This is a genomic window from Jonesia quinghaiensis DSM 15701 (assembly GCF_000423205.1).
In the GTDB taxonomy this organism is placed as follows: Bacteria; Actinomycetota; Actinomycetes; order Actinomycetales; family Cellulomonadaceae; genus Jonesia; species Jonesia quinghaiensis.
In genome coordinates, this window is record NZ_AUHN01000011.1 from 1 (window position 1) to 18,043 (window position 18,043).

Below are 18,043 nucleotides of genomic sequence, written 5' to 3' on the forward strand. Positions count from 1 at the left end.
CAGCCTTCATCCATACAAAGAAAATCCCAACCCCACAACAACCACAAAAGCAGTCATCGCAAAATTGAATAAAAACGATCCCCCAACCACCAACAAATAGCAGCCAGAAAACCACAAACAAACTCTACAAAACAAACACACTATTGAGATAACAAACAACAAACCCACCACGCGAAACCAACCAAAAACCCGGCCAATCCCGCCGCTAAGGCAACTTCTCAACCCTACCAGAACCTCACCAGCGATGCAAACCCCGTGTGTGACACACAGTCACACAACAACAGCCCAACACCAACCAGCAAAAACCCACACACAAGGCCAAGAACAACCCGCCAAGCGGGCCGAGAAACAACACTACAACACCCCAACCCCACAACGCAACAAACGCCAAAACACAACGATTCGCCAATGAAAATGTGCCCTCACAAGGGATTTTAGGGTGACCGCCCGATGTGCTCAATAATGTGATCCGCGCAATGCTTTGATCGCGCATCGGCGATTCTTCCGTGGGACAGCATCGAATACTCTTGCCCCCATAAACAAAAGTGGCGTGGAGTTCAGAACGACCTGAACTCCACGCCACATCGAGAGCAACCAACAACTAGTCATCTCAGTGGGTGGATTGCCCACTGACAACGACACAAAGACCTACGCATGGCCTCCTGCTGCCAGAAACAAAACACCGGCAACAATCGCACCAATACACACACCAAAGCACACGACACCCCAGGCTTTACGCCCAACCGATATCGCAACAACATCGCCACTAGGTGTGGTCTGCGGGGTGAAGGCTCGCACCCCCAACGCGAACAATGTAGGTAACCCAGCGCCAAGAACAATTCCCGCAACCACAACAGCGAGAAGCGCATCGAATTCGATGAATGCAGACATCAGCGAGCCTCTTCCTTCGGTTCAGGAGCAGTGTCATCTGTACCCGCTGTTGCGACAGCAACCAGAACTTCCGCTTCTGCGGGATCCTGTGAGGTAGTGGCAGGAGGGTCAGTCACATCGGATGCAACAGCATCGGCGGCTTCTGGCGAACGGCGAGCACCAATACCAATGGGCTCATTCGCATCATCCTGCCAATCCTCGTTGACGTTGTCAGGATTAACCGGCTGACGGCGAGAAGCGAGGAATAACCACGTAGAGACAGCAATAAGCAAAGCAAACACAGTGATGGAACCTGCCGCCCCACCCAAACCATGTTGAATGCCGTAGCACACGGCCCCAACCAAACCAGCTGCAGGCAGCGTAATCATCCACGCGAGGAACATGCGCTTCGCAACACCCCAACGCACCTTAGCTCCAGGCATACCAACACCAGAACCCATGACCGAACCAGTAGCCACGTGCGTTGTTGACAGCGAATACCCAAAGTGTGAGGACATCAAGATCACGGCAGCTGACGAAGTCTCGGCGGCCATACCTTGGCGCGAATCAATCTCAACGAGCCCTTTACCCAAGGTGCGAATGACACGCCAACCACCGGTATAGGTGCCCAACGCCATGAATGACGCACAAGAAATGATGACCCACAGGGGCACCGAGGAATCAGCTGGCGCAGCACCAGCAGCAATGAGCGCAAGAAGGATGATTCCCATCGACTTCTGTGCATCATTTGTGCCGTGAGCCAGCGACACCAGGGAAGCAGAACCAATTTGCCCCCAACGGAAAGTTTTCTCCTGCGTTTCCTTCGGGATACCCGCAGTGATGCGAGCAACGATCCACGTTCCAATGCCCGCAACCAAGATGGCGAGCAGTGGTGCGATCAACGCTGGAAGCAAAACCTTAGCGATCACCCCTGTCCACAACACGCCAGCTACACCGCTAGCAGCCAGCACGGCGCCAACCATGCCGCCAACCAGTGCGTGAGAAGAAGACGAAGGGATCCCATACAGCCATGTGATGAGATTCCATACGATCCCGCCGACCAGGCCAGCCAAAACCACCTCAAGGGTAATCACGTTGGCATCAACAATGCCTTTAGCGATGGTTGCGGCGACAGCAAGCGACAGAAAAGCGCCAACAAAGTTCAGTACTGCCGATAGTGCCACCGCGACTTTAGGGCGAAGCGCCCGGGTCGCAATTGACGTGGCCATTGCATTGCCTGTGTCGTGGAAGCCGTTCGTAAAATCGAACGCCAGGGCAGTAGCCACGACCAGGACGAGGAGAGTCATCTCGTTCACGGGATTAATAGTGCCGGTTAATGTCGTTAACGCAAACCAACTTCAACCACGCTTCCACTGGCGTTCACCTGTTGTTCATTTTTTAACGGCGTGTTGTGGGAACTGTGCCACTGGCGTGTCGAATTGGGTGAACGGAAAGTGACCGCCACCACGAAAAATCTCATCAGGTGGATCAACGTCAACGACACCCACAACCCCCCACAATAGGAAGGTGCCACGAAACGACGAACTGCTCGACATCCTCACCGCCGGGGGGCGCAGAAACGAGCGCCTGCGGCACGTCCACACGATCAATGCCCAGCAAGGACAAACATCGCAATGGCCTAACTGGGTTAACGAAGATGTGGCGCACGCCCTCAAAGAACGCGGCGCCCAAGAACCGTGGACGCACCAAGTAGCAGCAGCACAAGCAGCCTGGGACGGGCACCACGTGGCTCTAGCGACCTCCACCGGGTCAGGCAAATCCCTGGCCTACTGGGTCCCCACTTTGTCCACAATACGCGCAAGCAAAGACCAATCAACGCGGCGCATCGAGCACGCCCGACATTCAGTAACCGCACTGTACCTTGCCCCCACCAAAGCCCTGGCCCACGACCAACACCATGCGCTCACGCAGCTGCTCGGAGCAGGCAACATCACGGACATCTCAGCGGAACCCTGCGACGGAGACACCCCCTTCGAATCGAGACGTTGGATCCAAGCACACGGTGACATTGTGCTCACCAACCCCGACTACCTGCACTACTCACTCCTCCCCCAACACCAACGCTGGTCAAGGTTCCTGCGATCGCTGCGCTACGTCATCATTGACGAAGGGCACGTGTACCGCGGTGTGTTTGGCGCACACGTCGCCCTCGTCCTGCGCAGACTCCGCCGCCTCGCTGCGCACTACAACGGAGACGAGCAACTGCAATGCATCGTGGCCTCCGCTACGACAGCTGAACCTGCCGCCAGCACCGCGCGACTCATCGGGGAAACACCAGAAACTATCCGTGCAATCACCCACGATCACTCACCACGAGGCCGCAAAACCATAGCCCTGTGGCAACCTCCTACCCTCGACCTCACAAACACTCAAGCGCCCGGCACCCCCACAGCCGATGACTCCCCTTTTAGTGCACTTCTTGATTCCTCTGCGCAATGGAGCGCAATTGACGATGACCTCACCGGCCCCGCCACACCGCGCGGCGACGACATCACCGGGCTCCTGCCCGATGCCCCACTCCCCGCAGCACCACGACGAAGCGCAACATCGGAAGCAACCGACCTACTCGCAGACCTGACCGCCCATGGAGCCCGCACCCTCGCCTTCACGCGATCCCGGCGGGCCGCAGAATTCGTTGCCCTCCACACCCAAGAAGCGCTACAACATTCCATGCCGCGCTTAGCCAATACCGTCGCCGCATACCGCGGCGGATATCTCCCTGAGGAACGCCGCGCCTTAGAGGCACAAGTGCGTAACGGAACGATACGCTGCCTAGCCACAACCAATGCCCTCGAACTCGGAATAGACATCAGCGGACTCGATGCCGTGGCCATCATCGGATGGCCAGGGACCCGCACCTCCCTGTGGCAACAAGCAGGCCGGGCAGGCCGCGCCGGACAAGACGGGTTAGTTGTCTTCATCGCGCGCGAAGACCCACTGGACACCTACCTGGTGAACAACCCTGACGCTATCTTCGGAGCGCCGCTGGAAGCCACCATCTTTGACCCGCATAACCCCTACGTTCTCGGAGGGCACCTGTGCGCAGCAGCCGCCGAACTCCCCATCAAAGCGCACGATGTCACACGCTGGTTTGGTGGCGAGGCGGCCCACGCAGTACTCGACAAACTCACCGCCCGGGGAACACTACGGCAGCGCACATCGGGATGGTATTGGACGCACGACTCAAACGCAGCTGACTTCACAAGCATCCGCGGCGACAACACCCCAACAGTGCAAGTTGTGGAACGTTCCACCGGACGACTCCTTGGCACAGTTGACGGTTCAGCTGCCGACGGGCAAGTCCACGACGGGGCGGTTTACACCCACCAAGGGGAGTCCTACGTTGTTGCCCACTACGACTGGGAGGAAGGAACCGCACTGGTTGATCGCGAAGTTGTTGCCTACTCCACCTGGTCGCGCGACGTCACCTCGATCGAAATACTCGACACCGGACGCACCACCACATGGCAGGACACCGGCGTCGAGTGGGCCTGGGGGCAAGTCAATGTTCACGGGCAAGTCACCGGGTTCAGCCGCCGACGCATTCCCAGCGGTGAAATACTCTCCAACGACACCCTTGACCTGCCCACCCGGACCCTGACCACAAGCGCCGTGTGGTGGACACTGACCGCAGATCTGCTCACCACCGCACAACTAGACCTAGAAGAAATCCCCGGAGCGCTCCACGCAGCAGAACACGCCGCCATTGGGCTCCTCCCCCTCATTGCAACCTGCGACCGGTGGGACCTTGGCGGGGTCTCCACCGCACTGCACGTGGACACAGAGATGGCAACGATCTTCGTCTACGATGCACTGCCCGGTGGGGCCGGGTTCGCCGAACGGGGCTTCACCCAAGCCCGACAGTGGATGACAGCAACGCTTTCAGCACTCACAGCATGCGGATGCGCGGACGGTTGCCCCAGTTGTGTGCAGTCACCAAAATGCGGGAACGGCAACAACCCACTCAGCAAAGACGGCGCCATCCGGCTGCTCCACGTGATGCTTCACGGTTCACTGAACGACACCGTGCAGCACTGACCACGAAGCAGCGCAGACGTTGAGGGAGGGGTAGGCGCGAACGCTTTTGCTATCAGGCATTATCCCCATCACGGGTGTGAAGTGCGTGCTCAACGGATGCCAACAACACGCATGTCGCTACCCCATCCATTGCCGCGTGCACCGCTTCAAGCGGTGGGAACGAGGGTGCCAACCGGATGTTCTCATCACGCGGGTCCCGCCCATACGGAAACGCCGACCCCGCAGCAGTGAGCGCAATACCAGCACTCTTCGCCAACTCCACGACACGGCGAGCCGTACCGGGCAGCACATCGAGACTAATGAAATACCCACCCTCGGGGCGGGTCCACCGGGCGACACCAGCTGACGCTAGGCGGGCATCGAGAATGTCGAGGACAGCTTCAAACTTCGGAGCCAAAATCGCGCGATGCCGGGCCATGACATCCCGCACGCCCTGAGCGTTCTGGAAAAACAACACATGACGCAACTGGTTCACCTTGTCCGGGCCGATACTGCGCTTGCCCGTGTGTGACAGGTACCAATCAAGGTTGGCCGTCGAAGCAGCGAAGAATGCCACCCCCGAACCGGCGAACGTGATTTTCGAGGTCGATGCAATCACGTACGGGCGGTTAGGGTTACCCGCCTGGGCGGCAAGACCCAAAATGTCGATAGCTTCCGGCGCCTGATCAACGAGCGTGTGAACCGCATACGCGTTGTCCCACCACAAACGGAAATCAGGGGCGGCGGTCTCCATCGAGACCAACGCCTCAACAACCTCACGCGAGTAGGTGGCACCCGTGGGGTTGGAGTAGGTGGGAACACACCACATGCCACGGATCGTTGGGTCTGCAGCAACAAGTTCACGAACCACGGTCATGTCTGGCCCGTCTGCCAACAGTGGGACGGGGATCAGTTCGATACCGAACGATTCACAGATCGCAAAGTGGCGGTCATAGCCGGGGACTGGCGCCAGAAACTTCACGGGGGTGTTCGTGACCCATGGGCCCGTGGAGTCCACGTTGCCGTGCAGCAGTGAAAAAACAACAAGATCATGCATGATCTCGAGGCTGGAGTTCCCGGCAGCGATGATGTTGTTCACGTCAAGGTTCAGAAGCTCCGCGAAAACGGCGCGCAACCCTGGCAGCCCACGGTTGCCCCCGTAGTTGCGGGTATCTGTGCCGTCCGGGCATCGGGACACTCCCCCCGGCAGTGTCAACAGTGCATTTGATATGTCCAGTTGCTCCGTTGATGGTTTGCCGCGTGTGAGGTCAAGAGATAAGCCACGTGCCGTGAGGTCCTCGTATTCACGCTGGAGTTGTGCGTGTAGATCACGCAAACCCTGGGTTGGGAGGTCGAGGATTGCTGACGGTGAAGACATGGTGGCACCTCTCACCGGCCGTGGGCCGGTCACATTCATGGTCTGCGACGCCTGGTGGCGCTGGTCACGTCTTATCTTATCGGGCTGTTGTCAGTGTGCGCTGCTGGGGTCATGCTGCGCGTGCCGAGCGGGTCACCGAAAACCCCATCACACGTACCGTTACCTCCACAGACACAACATCGTCTGTCACTGAGCAACTCATACGAGCCCCAGGCTCACTCACGGACAGTAAATGCTCCGCGGCGTCACATGGAGAGCCCTGCGCTAAGCCCTCAGTAGGACCAAGAATGAAAGAGCTATTGAACAGCACGTTCGCACCAGCAAGCGCTGCGAAGTCAGCAGTTGATTGAGCCCGAGCACCAGCGGCATGCACACCGCCAATAGTAAAAAGGACCCCGGCAAGTACCGCCCACACAGCGATAACTGCGAGCGCAGTGACGCTGACAGAACCGTTTTCATGACGGTGAGTGTGGGGAAGCCACTTGGTTGTGCGGGACGGAGAGTGGTTACTGGGACCGGGGTGGCAGGTGAGGGTTGGCTGGCGGCTGAAGCCGGGTTGGTGGTTATGGGCGGGTTGGGGCACCGAGACCCTCCTCGTCGAGTGCGGTTGCGGACGCTTTGAGGGTGAACCCGGGGAGGGTAACTCCGATGATTTTGACGCGTCTGGTGGCTTGCGTGTGCACCCATCCTGGGGTTCGTGTGGTGGTAATTGCAGTGATTGTTGCGGGCGTGTAGGTGGTTCCAATGGAGGCAGCACGGGCGGCTTGTTGCGCTTCGGCGATGACGGCGACATGTTGGTGTGCTGCGCTGGCAATGGATAGGAGGAGGGCAAGAAGGGCGACTATTGCTGGCAGGATGATGGCGAATTCGACGGTTGCACTGCCTTGTTCGCTGTTTGTTGTGGCGTCGATGCTTGGCCGATTCTTGTTAGAGAGGGTTATGCGTTGTGGTGTTGTCATGGGTGTTGTCCTTGCGCGGGGGCTTGGTGGGGCGCTGGGGGTAGCGCCCCACCGTTTGTGTTGGGTTACCCCACGACGGATAGTGCACCTTCGACGATGCTGGTGAGGAGTGACTTCACAGTGTCACTTTTGAGGAGGACCACGAGCACACCGGCGAATGCGGCGGCTGCGACCATGACAATGGCGTATTCGGTGGTGGCCATGCCTTGTTCGTTGGTGTCGTTGATGCGTTGGCGGGCTCGGCGGGTGATTGTGGTGGTGATGCCGTGAGCGTTGCGGCGGGTGAGGTGTTGCACGGTGTTTTTCATGGTGGTTCCTTTCCACAGGGTTGCTCTGTGTGATTCACAGTGCTGCCAGCCTGTCAGAGGGGAAGGAATACCTTCTGCGGAGCGTGATGCGTGAAGTGTTTTCTGTGGATATCCCAGTATCTAGCGTGGTGTGGATAACTCATCAGTTCGTCAACTATCTCGAAACTGAGTAACTTGCGCAGGCTTCACTTGATCAGGTTGGCGATGTGCAACTATCGCATCTCGCTAAGTGGCTTTATGTCGATCACCCCACCGCCGGCCGTGCAAACCTATGCAAAAGTTTCAAAATACGTTTCCTCACCGCGGCTCTCTCTAAGGAAGAGAGGTATCGCTTCACTTCATCGTGGGTATACCGCGGAGGAAGCAGCAAGGAAAAAATCAACCCCGCAGAGATCTTCGTGCGCGCCATTCGAGATGTCCGAGGACGTTTGATCACCGCTCAGAGCCTAATCCACCGGCCACCAATCACAGAAGAAGTACTCAGTGCAGTTTCAGAAGGCGAGATATTTGGACAGCAGTAGGAACTTATCGCGGGCAACAGACGGAAGAGCAACAAGAGCGATCTTGTTTGACGCTTCAAAAAAGCTTCCACTCCCCGCGAGGATGAACTGCACCACTGGGCGAATTTCGTTGAAGCACTCTGCCCTACCTACTCCAATGGGCAGTTCAGTGCCGCTCAACTGGCAGACCTAGTGAATAAACCTGACGACTTCGAGAAAATGTCCGAAAGTGATGATGGCGCCAGTAATCTCACTGGGGCGCTGCCGGACGCACTTGAGGACGAGGCTGAAGCAGAAATCGGCAGTCACCTCACCCGCTAAGACACCTTGTCTGAAGGCGCGCAAGAACTGTAGGCGCCTCCATATGGGCGCACGACGGAACGCACCAATACTCGTGATCGGCGACTTGGGGACATCATGCGCCTACTCGAGGAAAGACAGGAAGCCCAAGACGAAGTCTAGCCATTCCAAGTGGACAAGACTGTCAGGCGAATCAAATTTAAGCCCACCAATGTGCCTTCAAAAGGCTACCTTTTCAACCTGCTATGTAGTTCACTCAACGGGGTCGTTAAAACCCGATCCAGTGAACTGATCTCCCTCTTCGAGGCTACTTTTTGTGAGGCATTCGATGCGACCCTTCCGAACAATGCCGAAGTTCACACGTACGGAACATTGCGCAGAATCCCTCCCGGCAATTTCAAATGCACGAGCAACAACCATGACCGGCGCTTTCAATCGGTATCTGAACTCCGCGGAGTGATTTTACTCCACAAGCGAGACTTTCACCCGAACGGCAGCGGAGACAACGTACTCGATCCTGTGACGTGGATACAGATGGGCGAGAACAATGATGTTCTTCCGTACTACTACCGCACAGCAGGTCACGATTGGTACACGACGGTTGACCTCCCCACATTAGTCATTGATCGCCTGGGCGCACTCCGTCACGAGTCAAACCCTCTGAGCGATCCGCAGATTATTGCTCTTGTGGATGAAGCAACTAAATTCAAACGAGAAGTAGTCTCGTTCGTCACTCATCGAGATGACGAACCTCCTTTGGTCCATTTGCTGACGGCTACGGTGCTACTGCGGACTTCTGTTTTACAGGGAAGTTTTCTCACTGCTTGTTGTCCCAACCGCACAATTAGGATTGGTTACCAACCTTTGCTTCCTTCATTTTTGGTGAGCAGTAGCGTGCTCGTTGTCGGACATCGCTTGATAGATACGTTTACCTCTCTCAGTCGCCATCAGCAGCCCCTTGTCACGTTCGACGTGAGCGGCTAAAACTTGCCGCACAACTCCGGTGTTCACACCGTTGCCCAACTGCTTGAAAGTTGCAGCGTCTTTCTGGTCGCCGAAGTTGAAATCGTCGCTCAGCCCTTGCAACCGCGCCGCCTCACGCCACGACAACCTACGCCCCAATGGCCCGATGATCGGTGTCTGTGTGATAGCCACAAGCGCGGGAAGATGAGTCGGCCTCTTTACTCTGAGACCGGAAGGCCGAAGTGAGATAACGCAATCCCAGAGACTTGTAGCGTCTTGCGCCTGCCACTCGAGTTTGCGGCGCGACTCTGGGAATGTACGGACCCTCCTGAGCCAATCTTGCATCTGCGCATCCCCCATAAACAAACGCAGACTTTCGTATAAATCGAAGTTCTTGCGCAGGAAGTCAGCCTTCCAAGCTGCTACGCCCTTCAGTTGCTCATCGTGCTCACGCTTTGATACCCAAGCCTCCGTCCAAATCGGAAAACCTGGCAGGCGGCGCAAGTACTGGCCAGCGAGACGCGCCTGATCGGCCCGCCAAGCACGCATGACCTGCACCATAAGGTCCCAGTGGTCGATCCATCCGCGCTCGGCGTCAGAGATCTCTGTGCCAGGGATACTTGACTGATTATCCATCGGCAGATCCTGGATCAAGTCCCATTCGCGTTGCATCAGCACTTTTTCAGGCAGGCGAATCGGTTCAGGTTCAGGATCCATGACCATTCCCTCTGGCACGAGCGTAGCTGTAATAAACAGCCGGTCACGGGTCTGAGGACGGCCTCCGTATTCGGGCGCGATCATGTGCGGGGAGAAGATCGCAGGAGCGGACGACACTTGGTAGCCCGCGTCACGCAGGTGGTCAATGATGACCTCCCATTCGTGACGGTGACGAGGACCAACCAGATTACGGACGTTTTCAAGCACAATCAACGTGGGCTTACGGGCCCTCAATATCTTCTCGATATGGAAGAACAAAGTGCCCCGAACTTCGTCCATGCCACGCTGCGCACCGGACTTGGAGAATGGTTGACACGGGAACCCGCCCGCCAGCACATCATGCTCTGGCACGGTTACCCGCAAATCATTGGCATCCTCCGTAATATCGCCAAGCGGGTCATGCCCCCAGTTACGGGCGTATACCAAAGCAGCAGCCTTATCAATCTCAACGGCGTACGCGTGCTCGCCTTCTAGCGATCTAAACACTGATGCAAAACCGCCGATACCAGCGAATAAGTCTGCATAGCGGAAGGCGGGTTCGAGTAAGTTATCGCTTGCACCATCTGAGAGTTCGAACATGTGTTCAGCTTAGCTCGAGGTAACGATTGGCACAAGTTCCATCGAAAGCAAGTTCACACGCTAATGCTCTGGGAGTAGATGAGGAAGTTATCGATGTTCTTTTTATCGATCATCACCTTGACAGCTCGTTCCGCGCCACCAACCTGCCTCCCTTGCTTGAAGTCATCAAGGACGAGGTGGAAGTTTGCAACGTTGACCTCGAGAATCTTCATTCGAACGAAACGCACAGCTGACTTAAACTTGCGCGCATAAGACATCGAGTCATACCCAGCCCGCGGCGTATAACCCACCGAACGCCGCCATTCGTTCCAAGCGATCACCGGTTTGGCACCTTCGTCCTTGCTGTGCCATGTCTCGTGCTCGTAAAGCACATACCAGAAACGCCCGTACTGGGCAACGCACTCCAAAAGGTTCGCCGCATCGTTCCCGGGTGCCCCACGTGATGAAATACTTGAGGCTTTGAGGTCGCCAAGGAATGCCACTTCTTGCGATCCTTTGAAGATCAGGTCGTAGTCAAAGTCTCCACGACGCTTGGCTTTTTGGAATTCGACAATTCGGTGTGCGCCGGAGTTGCGAAGAAAGTCATCAACTCTGAACTCGAGGTAGAAACCGGCCCACTCTGCTTGCATAGTGTCCGGCCACTGTGCGTTATGCATCTGTTGGACAGCATCCAGGGCCGACAAATGCTCACCAGTCAAGAACTCAGCGTTGAATTCCTCAAATACCCGCGCGTGCGCCATCTCCTTACCCACGTTTCCAAGGAGATAGTCGCCAAATCGATCGGAACGCAGGCTCGTCAGACTGTTACCATTTTTGTCTGTCCGGCGAAAAATCCCCAGAGTTTGCGCCTGGAAGAGATCATTGGTCGCCACATGAGCAGCCGAGTTATTTGCCTTCCGCTCAACATAAGTAGTTGGGTCGAAATCAACGAAAACCGACACCTCTCCGTAGTGGTAAATGCCCACGAATCTGGTCACGATGCCATCAGCAGCAGCACGGCGATACACCTCGACCCAACGGCGCGGAATCTGGATTCGCTTCTTGAACCCCGGCCACGGATTTCCAAGGTATGTGACCTGTGCGCTAAGAATGATCTGACCGGCGAATCGAACAATCTGCACGCCAGCAATCTTTTCTACAACCGCCCCAGGGAGCGCGTCCATGAGCACGCCAACTTTCTGAGCCGGACTGAGAGTCGTGTCAACATCAATGACCAACTCGCCTGTTAGTCCGATTTGGTCCACCGCAATGTTTCCCATATGCCTATTTTCATCGGGAACGATTATAGATTTAGTATAATCTATGTAAAGTTACAAATTGATTGTAAACGAAGACCACTATTTTTTCAACTATTTCCAGGTGTCGTGACTAACCTACATACGTGAGCACCATGCCTGCGTCGCGCAACCCAAGATCCCCCACTCAAATAACTTTAGTGTCGCAAGCGATGAAGACACTCAAGGCATCCTGGAAATCACTACTTAACTGGCCCGTGAAATCGGAAAGCGTCTCAGAGCCAACTAGAATCGCTCGAAAATTCGTCAAGCAGTTTCCACGCTGAGCAAGGAACCACTACGCCGTCTGGAATAATTGTGAAACTGCTGGGTGACAGAAGCCGGAGCACATCAACATGTCCGATAATAGCTCTGCACAACATAACGCTGCGTAGCCTGCATCGACTTGATGCGGGATTTCGATGAGGCGTCTTTCTACCACCTTTGAGAGAGTTACCGCGATCAGAGCAGTCGCACGTCCGTTGGAATCGTTAGCAAGTTAGTTCAGATTGCGCTCCACACTCTTCAGTCGTTCACCACGGACAGCCTTTGGCAAAGCCACCAGTGAGCGTTAAGGCGTGGGGGCAAGCAGGTTGGCGAACCCTAAGGACACCAGCGTGGGCACCACCCCCACGAGCACAAAAGCTGGGAGATAACACAACCCCACCGGCAAAGCGATGTTCACCCCCAGCGCTTGAGCACTCGCTTGGGCTTGATCTTTGCCCTGATGAAGGATCTGCTCACGTGTTGCAGCCAACGATGACGTCACGGACGCACCTTGATGCCATCCATGGCGCAGCGCATCGCGAAGAAAGAGAAACCGGGGCGGTGCAACCACCCACGCCTCATCCCACGACGCCCCCTGGATGAGCGCGGTGGCGACCTGCGACAGTGCTACCCCTTCCACTCCTTTCAGTTCTTCGCCGATACAGGTCAACGCACTAGGTAGCGAATGCCCGCTCGTGAGCAGGGTGATGAGGAGGTCAATCACCACGGTTTCTGAAATGGGGGCAGATTCCGGCGACTGTGTGCGGGCGATGCGTGCTGATCTGGCGCGAGCAAGAAGGGACATAGCAACTTCCTAGAGTTGTAGGTTCAAAGAACAGCGCTCAGCTACTCGGTGCCGGATTAGGTGTGCGATGTACCAGGAGTCCTTGGGTGCTGGCGGCAGAAATGAGGCGGGCTACCCACCATCGCCCCGTCACAGTGCACACCGTGGCAAGAAAAAGACTGAGATATCCCAGTGGTGTGGTGAGCAGCCAGCCCACGGGATCTGCGCCGAGGGCGTTTCCCATGAGCAACCCAAACAGCGGTAAGAAAAAGAGTAGACGGGCGGTAGCCTGCGCCCCGGCAACAGCAGAGTGACGGGCGCTGTCAGCGTCGCGTGAATGATTCAGCGCGGTCACTGCTTGTTCAAGAACAACTGCGAGGGAGAGCCCGGTACGTTGGCTTAAGCGGCACGCAAGAACAATAGTCGCCGCGGCGTGGGTGCAGTTCCCCGAGGTGTAACTTCCGTCTGCTGTGAGTCGGTGCTCTAAAGGGCCAGGCAGCGGGATCCCATTGATGGTGGCAACCTGGCGGCGTTGCCATACTGCATCAGGCTGTTGACCAGCAGCTAATTCACTGATCACCCCGGGCAAAAAGGGCGCCGGGGTGGGTGCTACATGGCGGGAAAACCAGGTGGGGAAAACCTTTGCGGCAAAGCGCTGATAGCGCAGTAAACCCGATGCGGGGCGTGCCAGGCTCCGCAGGCGCCGGCGGGTCACGTACTTGCGGAGTAGCCACATGAGATAAACCACGAGTGCAGCGGTTACGCCAACCATGCTGGCACCACAGATACATCATGGCGGCGGGGAACACTCACGCCATCCCAGGTCAGTAATGGTTGAACAACAAGATGGCCGCTGTCAGAGCAGGTGAGCGCTGAAATATCAGAGATGTACCGTCGCCCGTGAGGTGGCCGAGTGATGTGCACAATGACGTCAAGGGCGCTAGCCACCTGAAGGACCGTTGTTTGCGGGTCCATGCCCGCTAAAGCACCCAACGCGATAAGGCGAGCAGGGACATCGTGGGCACTATTGGCATGCAAGGTGGCTGCCCCACCTGAGTGCCCGGTATTGAACGCCATGAGGAGGTCGCGGATTTCGGCGCCACGGCACTCCCCCAGCATGACCCGGTCAGGGCGCATCCGCAGAGCGTTGCGGACCAGTTCCGTAAGGTCGACTGCCCCAGCGCCTTCAGCGTTTGCCGCCCGTGACTGCAACGCCACAACATGGGGGTGAGTGGTGGCGATTTCTCGGGAATCTTCAATCGTAATGATCCGTTCTGTGTGGGGCACATGCCCCAACAACGTGCTCAGCAACGTTGTTTTCCCCGTGCCAGTTCCCCCGGAAATCAGCAGGTTCACCCGGTGCTCCACTAGGGCAGTAAACACCGAAACCCACTGGGCAGGGATCATGTCCCACTGCACCAAATCCCGCAGGCTCAAGTGACGGGCACGAAAAGCACGTAACGAAATCGTGGCTGGGGTTGGGCTAATAGGTTCAATGACAGCATGCAAACGCGACCCATCAGGGAGTTGCGCATCAACCACCGGGTGCGCGTCATCAAGGCGCGCCCCCGCACGCGTTGCCAACTGCACCGCCAGTTCCCGGGCCGCACGTGGCGATTCCAACGACAGCCCAGCATCGACAAGCCCCTGCCCTCGATCAACCCACACCTGGTGGCCGTTAACCAAAATGTCAGTCACCAACGGGTCTTCCAACAGCCCTTGCAACGGGCCGGCACCAAACATGTGATTCCATGCATGGCGGGCAACCGCTTGCTGAGTGTCCTGCCCAAACGCGAGGTTCCTGGCAACCACCAACCCGCGCACATCGTCAACACTGACACCCTGCGCGGTAGTGTCATCACGCAACCGGCGCATCCGCTCACCGCTTTTCATGGCGCTCCTGACCCACTACAAGATCAGTCAACCTCGCCACCACACGCCGCGCGGCCTTGTGTGCCCCGCGCGGTAAATCCACTGCAGTCGCCCCATGCTCCACTGCCTCCGCCAACCCGCGAACGTGTGGCCACTCCCCCGCTAATGGCAACCGCACATAGCGCGCCACCTGTTGGGGAGTCATCGACACCGGACGCTGAGGCGAGGTCACAACACTGCGACCGCCGCCAGGAGACGGTAACCCCGCGAGCGCGGCGGCGCCGGCAACACCACAGACGTTGCGTGCAGCGAGGACAAGATGGTGGGTGAGGAGGTGGTGGTGGTTATGCACGATGCTCGCCGGGGCGTCAACGACGACGTTGCGCCCGGCTGCTACCGCGCTTGCTAGCACTGTATTGACCGTGGGTGTGGCTGGGAATACTGGTGCGGTGCGGGTGCAGGTCACGACGTGCACCCCGCGCCAGGTTGGTAGTTGGGTTTCTAGGTGCGTCCAGTCGAGTGCCCCGCGGGCGTCGTGGAGTTCTGGCCATTTCACACCAGTGGAATCTTCCATGCCTAGGAGAACCTCTAACCCTGCGCCACCAAAGTGGGTGTCGAGGAGAATGGTGGGGCCGCGTGTTGATAGTTCGTCGGCGAGCGCTGCGGCGAGCAATGATGTTCCTGCCCCACCGGTTGCTCCGGTTACGGCAAGGACGACGCCGGGTGATGGTGTAGTTGATGGTGGGGACACACCCAGCACCCTATGGTTGAGGTGTGAATCACCGTGGTTGGGGAGTGGGGTTTGCCCCGAAGTTGTGGATAGCTTCGATGCTTTGACCCTGGGGACAACCAGAAAACGCTCAGCACCAGCAGCAAACGTTGGATAGGCTCATGGGGTGGCTTCTTCCTCTCCTGCTGCGACGCCCCGCATCGCCGCATTTTTTGACCTTGATAAAACGATCATCGCAACGAGCTCTGCTGCGGCGTTTTCCCGCCCGTTCTACCGGGGCGGGTTGATCTCACGCAGCGCTGCGCTACGCAGCGCCTACGCGCACATCATGTTCATGACTCGGGGTGCCAGCGAAGCCCAAACCGAGCGGTTGCGAGAAAACCTTTCCGCTCTTGTCACAGGGTGGCCGGTGGAGCAAGTCACCACCATTGTGAGTGACACACTGCACCAGAACATTGACCCCATGGTGTACGCCGAAGCGCTCGAACTGATCCGTCACCATCATGAAGCGGGCCACGATGTTGTGATCGTTTCAGCCTCGGGCAGCGACCTGGTTGCCCCTATTGCAGCGATGCTTGGTGCTGACCGGTTTATCGCCACGCACATGCAAATACGCGACGGTAAATACACTGGGCTCATCGATTTTTATGCCTTTGGTGAGAATAAGGCGACCGCTATCGCTGAACTTGCCGCCGAAACTGGGTATGACCTGAGCACGAGTTATGCATATTCCGACTCTGTGACGGATGAGCCGATGCTCTCCCTTGTAGGTCACGCTTTTGCGGTGAACCCTGACCGGGCGTTGCGGCGTATGGCCCAGGAACGTGGTTGGGGTCTTCTGACCTTTAAGCACCCCATTACGTTGCGGAGTCATATGACTCCGCGCCGTGTTGCTTGGGGTGTAGGTGTCGTTGTTGGCGGCGTTGCGCTGGCACTGTGGGGATGGCGGCGGCGGGTTGCTCGACGACGTTCGGCCTGAGATCACCCGCTGAGAGAGCGGGAAACTCATCTTCACCCTCGCTTTAAAGTGTGATGCAGGGCATACTGAAGTCATAACAGAACAGCGTCCGGAACCCACGCGCGATCGGTCCACGTATAGGACCTCCCGGTCGGACTTAGTGCCGATACGATGCCAACAAGTGCACGCTTGATACCCGGACGCATTCGACCTCATGGCACCCCACGTGGGTGCCATGAGTGTGTGTGAAACCTTCATTAAACACCACCGTGACGTGGGTAAATACCACAGCCGATGGTGAGAAGTCACGATTGCGGGCAAGCCGGATATACGGAAACCTTAAGGACACAGGGCAACACTGTTGCCCCAAGCTGTCGGGAACGCCGTGGGGGTGGGGCTCGACAGCTCGGAACGTAAGTTCCAGATGCCGCGTCAGCGTTCACCGCTGACGCGGCTTTTCTTATGACACTGCCTTACGCCACGCTCAGGCCACACTTCACCCGCCAGTGACCAGCAACATTATTTTTTTGACAAATATGTCGGCCCAAAGTCCCCCACCATTCATAGGATGACCTGAGATAGTGGGAGTATGCTCAGCTACCCCGAAGCCCTCGAGTACCAGGTCGCAGCCGCACAAAAAAAGACCAAGGCCGCGACGCACATCGGCAGCTACACCATCGCCAGCATGCTGGGTGGCGCCTATGTAGGGATTGGTGTTGTCGTCATGCTCACCGCCGCTGGGCCTTTTTTTGAAAACAACGACCCGGCAGTGAAACTCATCAGCGGCATTGTGTTCAGCGCAGCACTGTCCTTGGTGCTCGTCGCAGGTGCCGAACTCGTCACATCAAACATGATGACCCTCAGCCAAGGGCTCTTCCAGCGACGAATTCGGTTCACCGTGTGGGGTCGCACACTCACCCTGAATTTCCTGGGGAACCTCCTCGGCGCTGTCTTTCTCGCCGTCGTCGTGTGGCTATCTGGTGTCACACACCACGGCACAGCCGCGTACTCCTACCTTGAAGCTCTCCTCACCAGTAAAACGAGCGAATCCATACCGGTTATGTTCTTCCGAGCCATCTTGTGTAACGCACTCGTATGCTTGGCCATCTGGAGTGGAGTGCGCCTCAAGAGTGAAGTCGCACGGCTCATCATGATTTTCTGGTGCATTCTTGCTTTTGTTACCTCTGGGTTTGAACACGTTGTTGCCAACATGACAACGTTCACCCTCGGCTTCCTCAACGGGGTACCAGACATCACAGCCACTGACTTTGCCCTCAATATGGTGGTCGTAGGTGCAGGGAACCTCGTGGGAGGCTCGATCCTCGTTGGCCTCACCTATGTTGTCCTCGCCCGTGCGGAAACCCGAGCACACGCTGAGGAAGTAAACATCGAGAGCACACCTGCAGTGCAGGCCGATGCGCCCCCCACCAGTGCTAAGGCGGCAAGCAACGCTGACAGCTCAGTCACTCCCGCAGCCGACGTCTCATTGAGCCGGTAGTTTCACTCGTCACTTCTTGATGCCCGCCCACCAGCACATGGTGTGCGG

The 18,043-nt window shown here is 57.2% G+C and carries 18 protein-coding genes; 5 read left to right on the top strand and 13 right to left on the bottom strand.

The features are described from left to right. The first annotated feature begins 259 nt into the window (after nucleotides 1-259). The gene (locus tag G538_RS18045) at nucleotides 260-412 is read left to right on the top strand and encodes a hypothetical protein (RefSeq protein ID WP_157544452.1); all 153 of its coding nucleotides are present in this window, start codon (nucleotides 260-262) and stop codon (nucleotides 410-412) included. Between the two features lie 236 nt (nucleotides 413-648). Here the strand turns inward: G538_RS18045 and G538_RS0111115 are convergent, their stop codons facing one another. Continuing rightward, nucleotides 649-891 carry a hypothetical protein gene (locus G538_RS0111115; protein WP_029069381.1) on the bottom strand — a complete coding sequence of 81 codons (243 nt, stop codon included), beginning with the start codon at nucleotides 889-891 and terminating at the stop codon, nucleotides 649-651. Further along, nucleotides 891-2,177, bottom strand: a complete 1,287-nt coding sequence (locus tag G538_RS16395; RefSeq protein WP_051197017.1) for an inorganic phosphate transporter — start codon at nucleotides 2,175-2,177, stop codon at nucleotides 891-893. The genes G538_RS0111115 and G538_RS16395 overlap by 1 nt, the downstream gene beginning before the upstream one ends. Nucleotides 2,178-2,397: 220 nt before the next feature. Here G538_RS16395 and G538_RS0111130 point away from each other — a divergent pair, with 220 nt between their 5' ends. Beyond that, nucleotides 2,398-4,929, top strand: a complete 2,532-nt coding sequence (locus G538_RS0111130) for a DEAD/DEAH box helicase (RefSeq protein WP_035834240.1) — start codon at nucleotides 2,398-2,400, stop codon at nucleotides 4,927-4,929. A gap of 52 nt (nucleotides 4,930-4,981) precedes the next feature. Here the strand turns inward: G538_RS0111130 and G538_RS0111135 are convergent, their stop codons facing one another. The 5 genes from G538_RS0111135 to G538_RS18050 form a co-directional block, all read right to left on the bottom strand. Further along, nucleotides 4,982-6,286, bottom strand: coding sequence for an aspartate aminotransferase type Ic (locus G538_RS0111135; RefSeq protein ID WP_051197019.1), 1,305 nt, complete (start codon nucleotides 6,284-6,286; stop codon nucleotides 4,982-4,984). A 109-nt stretch (nucleotides 6,287-6,395) separates the two neighbouring features. Next, nucleotides 6,396-6,869: an Rv3654c family TadE-like protein gene (locus tag G538_RS0111140; RefSeq protein WP_029069384.1), complete on the bottom strand. Its 474-nt coding sequence runs from the start codon at nucleotides 6,867-6,869 to the stop codon at nucleotides 6,396-6,398. Continuing rightward, nucleotides 6,850-7,245: a TadE/TadG family type IV pilus assembly protein gene (locus tag G538_RS16400; protein WP_035834241.1), complete on the bottom strand. Its 396-nt coding sequence runs from the start codon at nucleotides 7,243-7,245 to the stop codon at nucleotides 6,850-6,852. The genes G538_RS0111140 and G538_RS16400 overlap by 20 nt, the downstream gene beginning before the upstream one ends. Nucleotides 7,246-7,310: 65 nt before the next feature. After that, nucleotides 7,311-7,553 carry a DUF4244 domain-containing protein gene (locus G538_RS16405; RefSeq protein ID WP_035834242.1) on the bottom strand — a complete coding sequence of 81 codons (243 nt, stop codon included), beginning with the start codon at nucleotides 7,551-7,553 and terminating at the stop codon, nucleotides 7,311-7,313. A 491-nt stretch (nucleotides 7,554-8,044) separates the two neighbouring features. Next, entirely contained in the window at nucleotides 8,045-8,233 is a 189-nt protein-coding gene (locus G538_RS18050; RefSeq protein ID WP_157544454.1) for a hypothetical protein, read from the bottom strand. Nucleotides 8,234-8,245: 12 nt separating this feature from the next. On the opposite strand from G538_RS18050, the gene G538_RS18440 reads away from it, so the two are divergent. After that, on the top strand, nucleotides 8,246-8,374 hold the full coding sequence (locus G538_RS18440) for a hypothetical protein (protein ID WP_281170264.1): 129 nt from the start codon (nucleotides 8,246-8,248) through the stop codon (nucleotides 8,372-8,374). 852 nt (nucleotides 8,375-9,226) lie between these two features. On the opposite strand, the gene dcm is transcribed toward G538_RS18440, so the two are convergent. The 6 genes from dcm to G538_RS17480 form a co-directional block, all read right to left on the bottom strand. Further along, nucleotides 9,227-10,612, bottom strand: coding sequence for a DNA (cytosine-5-)-methyltransferase (gene dcm, locus G538_RS16410; RefSeq protein WP_051197021.1), 1,386 nt, complete (start codon nucleotides 10,610-10,612; stop codon nucleotides 9,227-9,229). A gap of 53 nt (nucleotides 10,613-10,665) precedes the next feature. Further along, nucleotides 10,666-11,871: a hypothetical protein gene (locus G538_RS0111170; protein WP_029069385.1), complete on the bottom strand. Its 1,206-nt coding sequence runs from the start codon at nucleotides 11,869-11,871 to the stop codon at nucleotides 10,666-10,668. Nucleotides 11,872-12,457: 586 nt separating this feature from the next. Beyond that, complete coding sequence (locus G538_RS16415; RefSeq protein WP_051197023.1) at nucleotides 12,458-12,958, bottom strand: type II secretion system F family protein; 501 nt, start codon at nucleotides 12,956-12,958, stop codon at nucleotides 12,458-12,460. 37 nt (nucleotides 12,959-12,995) lie between these two features. Next, nucleotides 12,996-13,709, bottom strand: coding sequence for a hypothetical protein (locus G538_RS17475; protein ID WP_051197025.1), 714 nt, complete (start codon nucleotides 13,707-13,709; stop codon nucleotides 12,996-12,998). Beyond that, nucleotides 13,697-14,830, bottom strand: coding sequence for a TadA family conjugal transfer-associated ATPase (locus G538_RS16425; protein WP_051197027.1), 1,134 nt, complete (start codon nucleotides 14,828-14,830; stop codon nucleotides 13,697-13,699). Before G538_RS16425 ends, G538_RS17475 begins: the two co-directional genes overlap by 13 nt. After that, nucleotides 14,817-15,560: a CpaE/TadZ family protein gene (locus G538_RS17480; protein WP_157544456.1), complete on the bottom strand. Its 744-nt coding sequence runs from the start codon at nucleotides 15,558-15,560 to the stop codon at nucleotides 14,817-14,819. Before G538_RS17480 ends, G538_RS16425 begins: the two co-directional genes overlap by 14 nt. A gap of 145 nt (nucleotides 15,561-15,705) precedes the next feature. Here G538_RS17480 and G538_RS0111195 point away from each other — a divergent pair, with 145 nt between their 5' ends. Next, entirely contained in the window at nucleotides 15,706-16,518 is an 813-nt protein-coding gene (locus G538_RS0111195) for an HAD family hydrolase (protein ID WP_029069386.1), read from the top strand. 568 nt (nucleotides 16,519-17,086) lie between these two features. Continuing rightward, nucleotides 17,087-17,995: a formate/nitrite transporter family protein gene (locus G538_RS16435; RefSeq protein ID WP_051197032.1), complete on the top strand. Its 909-nt coding sequence runs from the start codon at nucleotides 17,087-17,089 to the stop codon at nucleotides 17,993-17,995. The last annotated feature ends 48 nt before the right edge of the window (nucleotides 17,996-18,043 follow it).

Excerpts from the sequence above, each read along its gene's own strand:
- G538_RS16415 (WP_051197023.1), bottom strand. The coding sequence starts at position 12,958 with ATGTCCCTTCTTGCTCGCGCCAGATCAGCACGCATCGCCCGCACACAG.
- G538_RS16405 (WP_035834242.1), bottom strand. The coding sequence starts at position 7,553 with ATGAAAAACACCGTGCAACACCTCACCCGCCGCAACGCTCACGGCATC.
- G538_RS16395 (WP_051197017.1), bottom strand. The coding sequence starts at position 2,177 with ATGACTCTCCTCGTCCTGGTCGTGGCTACTGCCCTGGCGTTCGATTTT.
- G538_RS16400 (WP_035834241.1), bottom strand. The coding sequence starts at position 7,245 with ATGACAACACCACAACGCATAACCCTCTCTAACAAGAATCGGCCAAGC.
- G538_RS16425 (WP_051197027.1), bottom strand. The coding sequence starts at position 14,830 with ATGAAAAGCGGTGAGCGGATGCGCCGGTTGCGTGATGACACTACCGCG.
- G538_RS16435 (WP_051197032.1), top strand. The coding sequence starts at position 17,087 with ATGCTCAGCTACCCCGAAGCCCTCGAGTACCAGGTCGCAGCCGCACAA.
- G538_RS17475 (WP_051197025.1), bottom strand. The coding sequence starts at position 13,709 with ATGGTTGGCGTAACCGCTGCACTCGTGGTTTATCTCATGTGGCTACTC.
- G538_RS0111135 (WP_051197019.1), bottom strand. The coding sequence starts at position 6,286 with ATGTCTTCACCGTCAGCAATCCTCGACCTCCCAACCCAGGGTTTGCGT.
- G538_RS0111170 (WP_029069385.1), bottom strand. The coding sequence starts at position 11,871 with ATGGGAAACATTGCGGTGGACCAAATCGGACTAACAGGCGAGTTGGTC.
- G538_RS0111115 (WP_029069381.1), bottom strand. The coding sequence starts at position 891 with ATGTCTGCATTCATCGAATTCGATGCGCTTCTCGCTGTTGTGGTTGCG.
- dcm (WP_051197021.1), bottom strand. The coding sequence starts at position 10,612 with ATGTTCGAACTCTCAGATGGTGCAAGCGATAACTTACTCGAACCCGCC.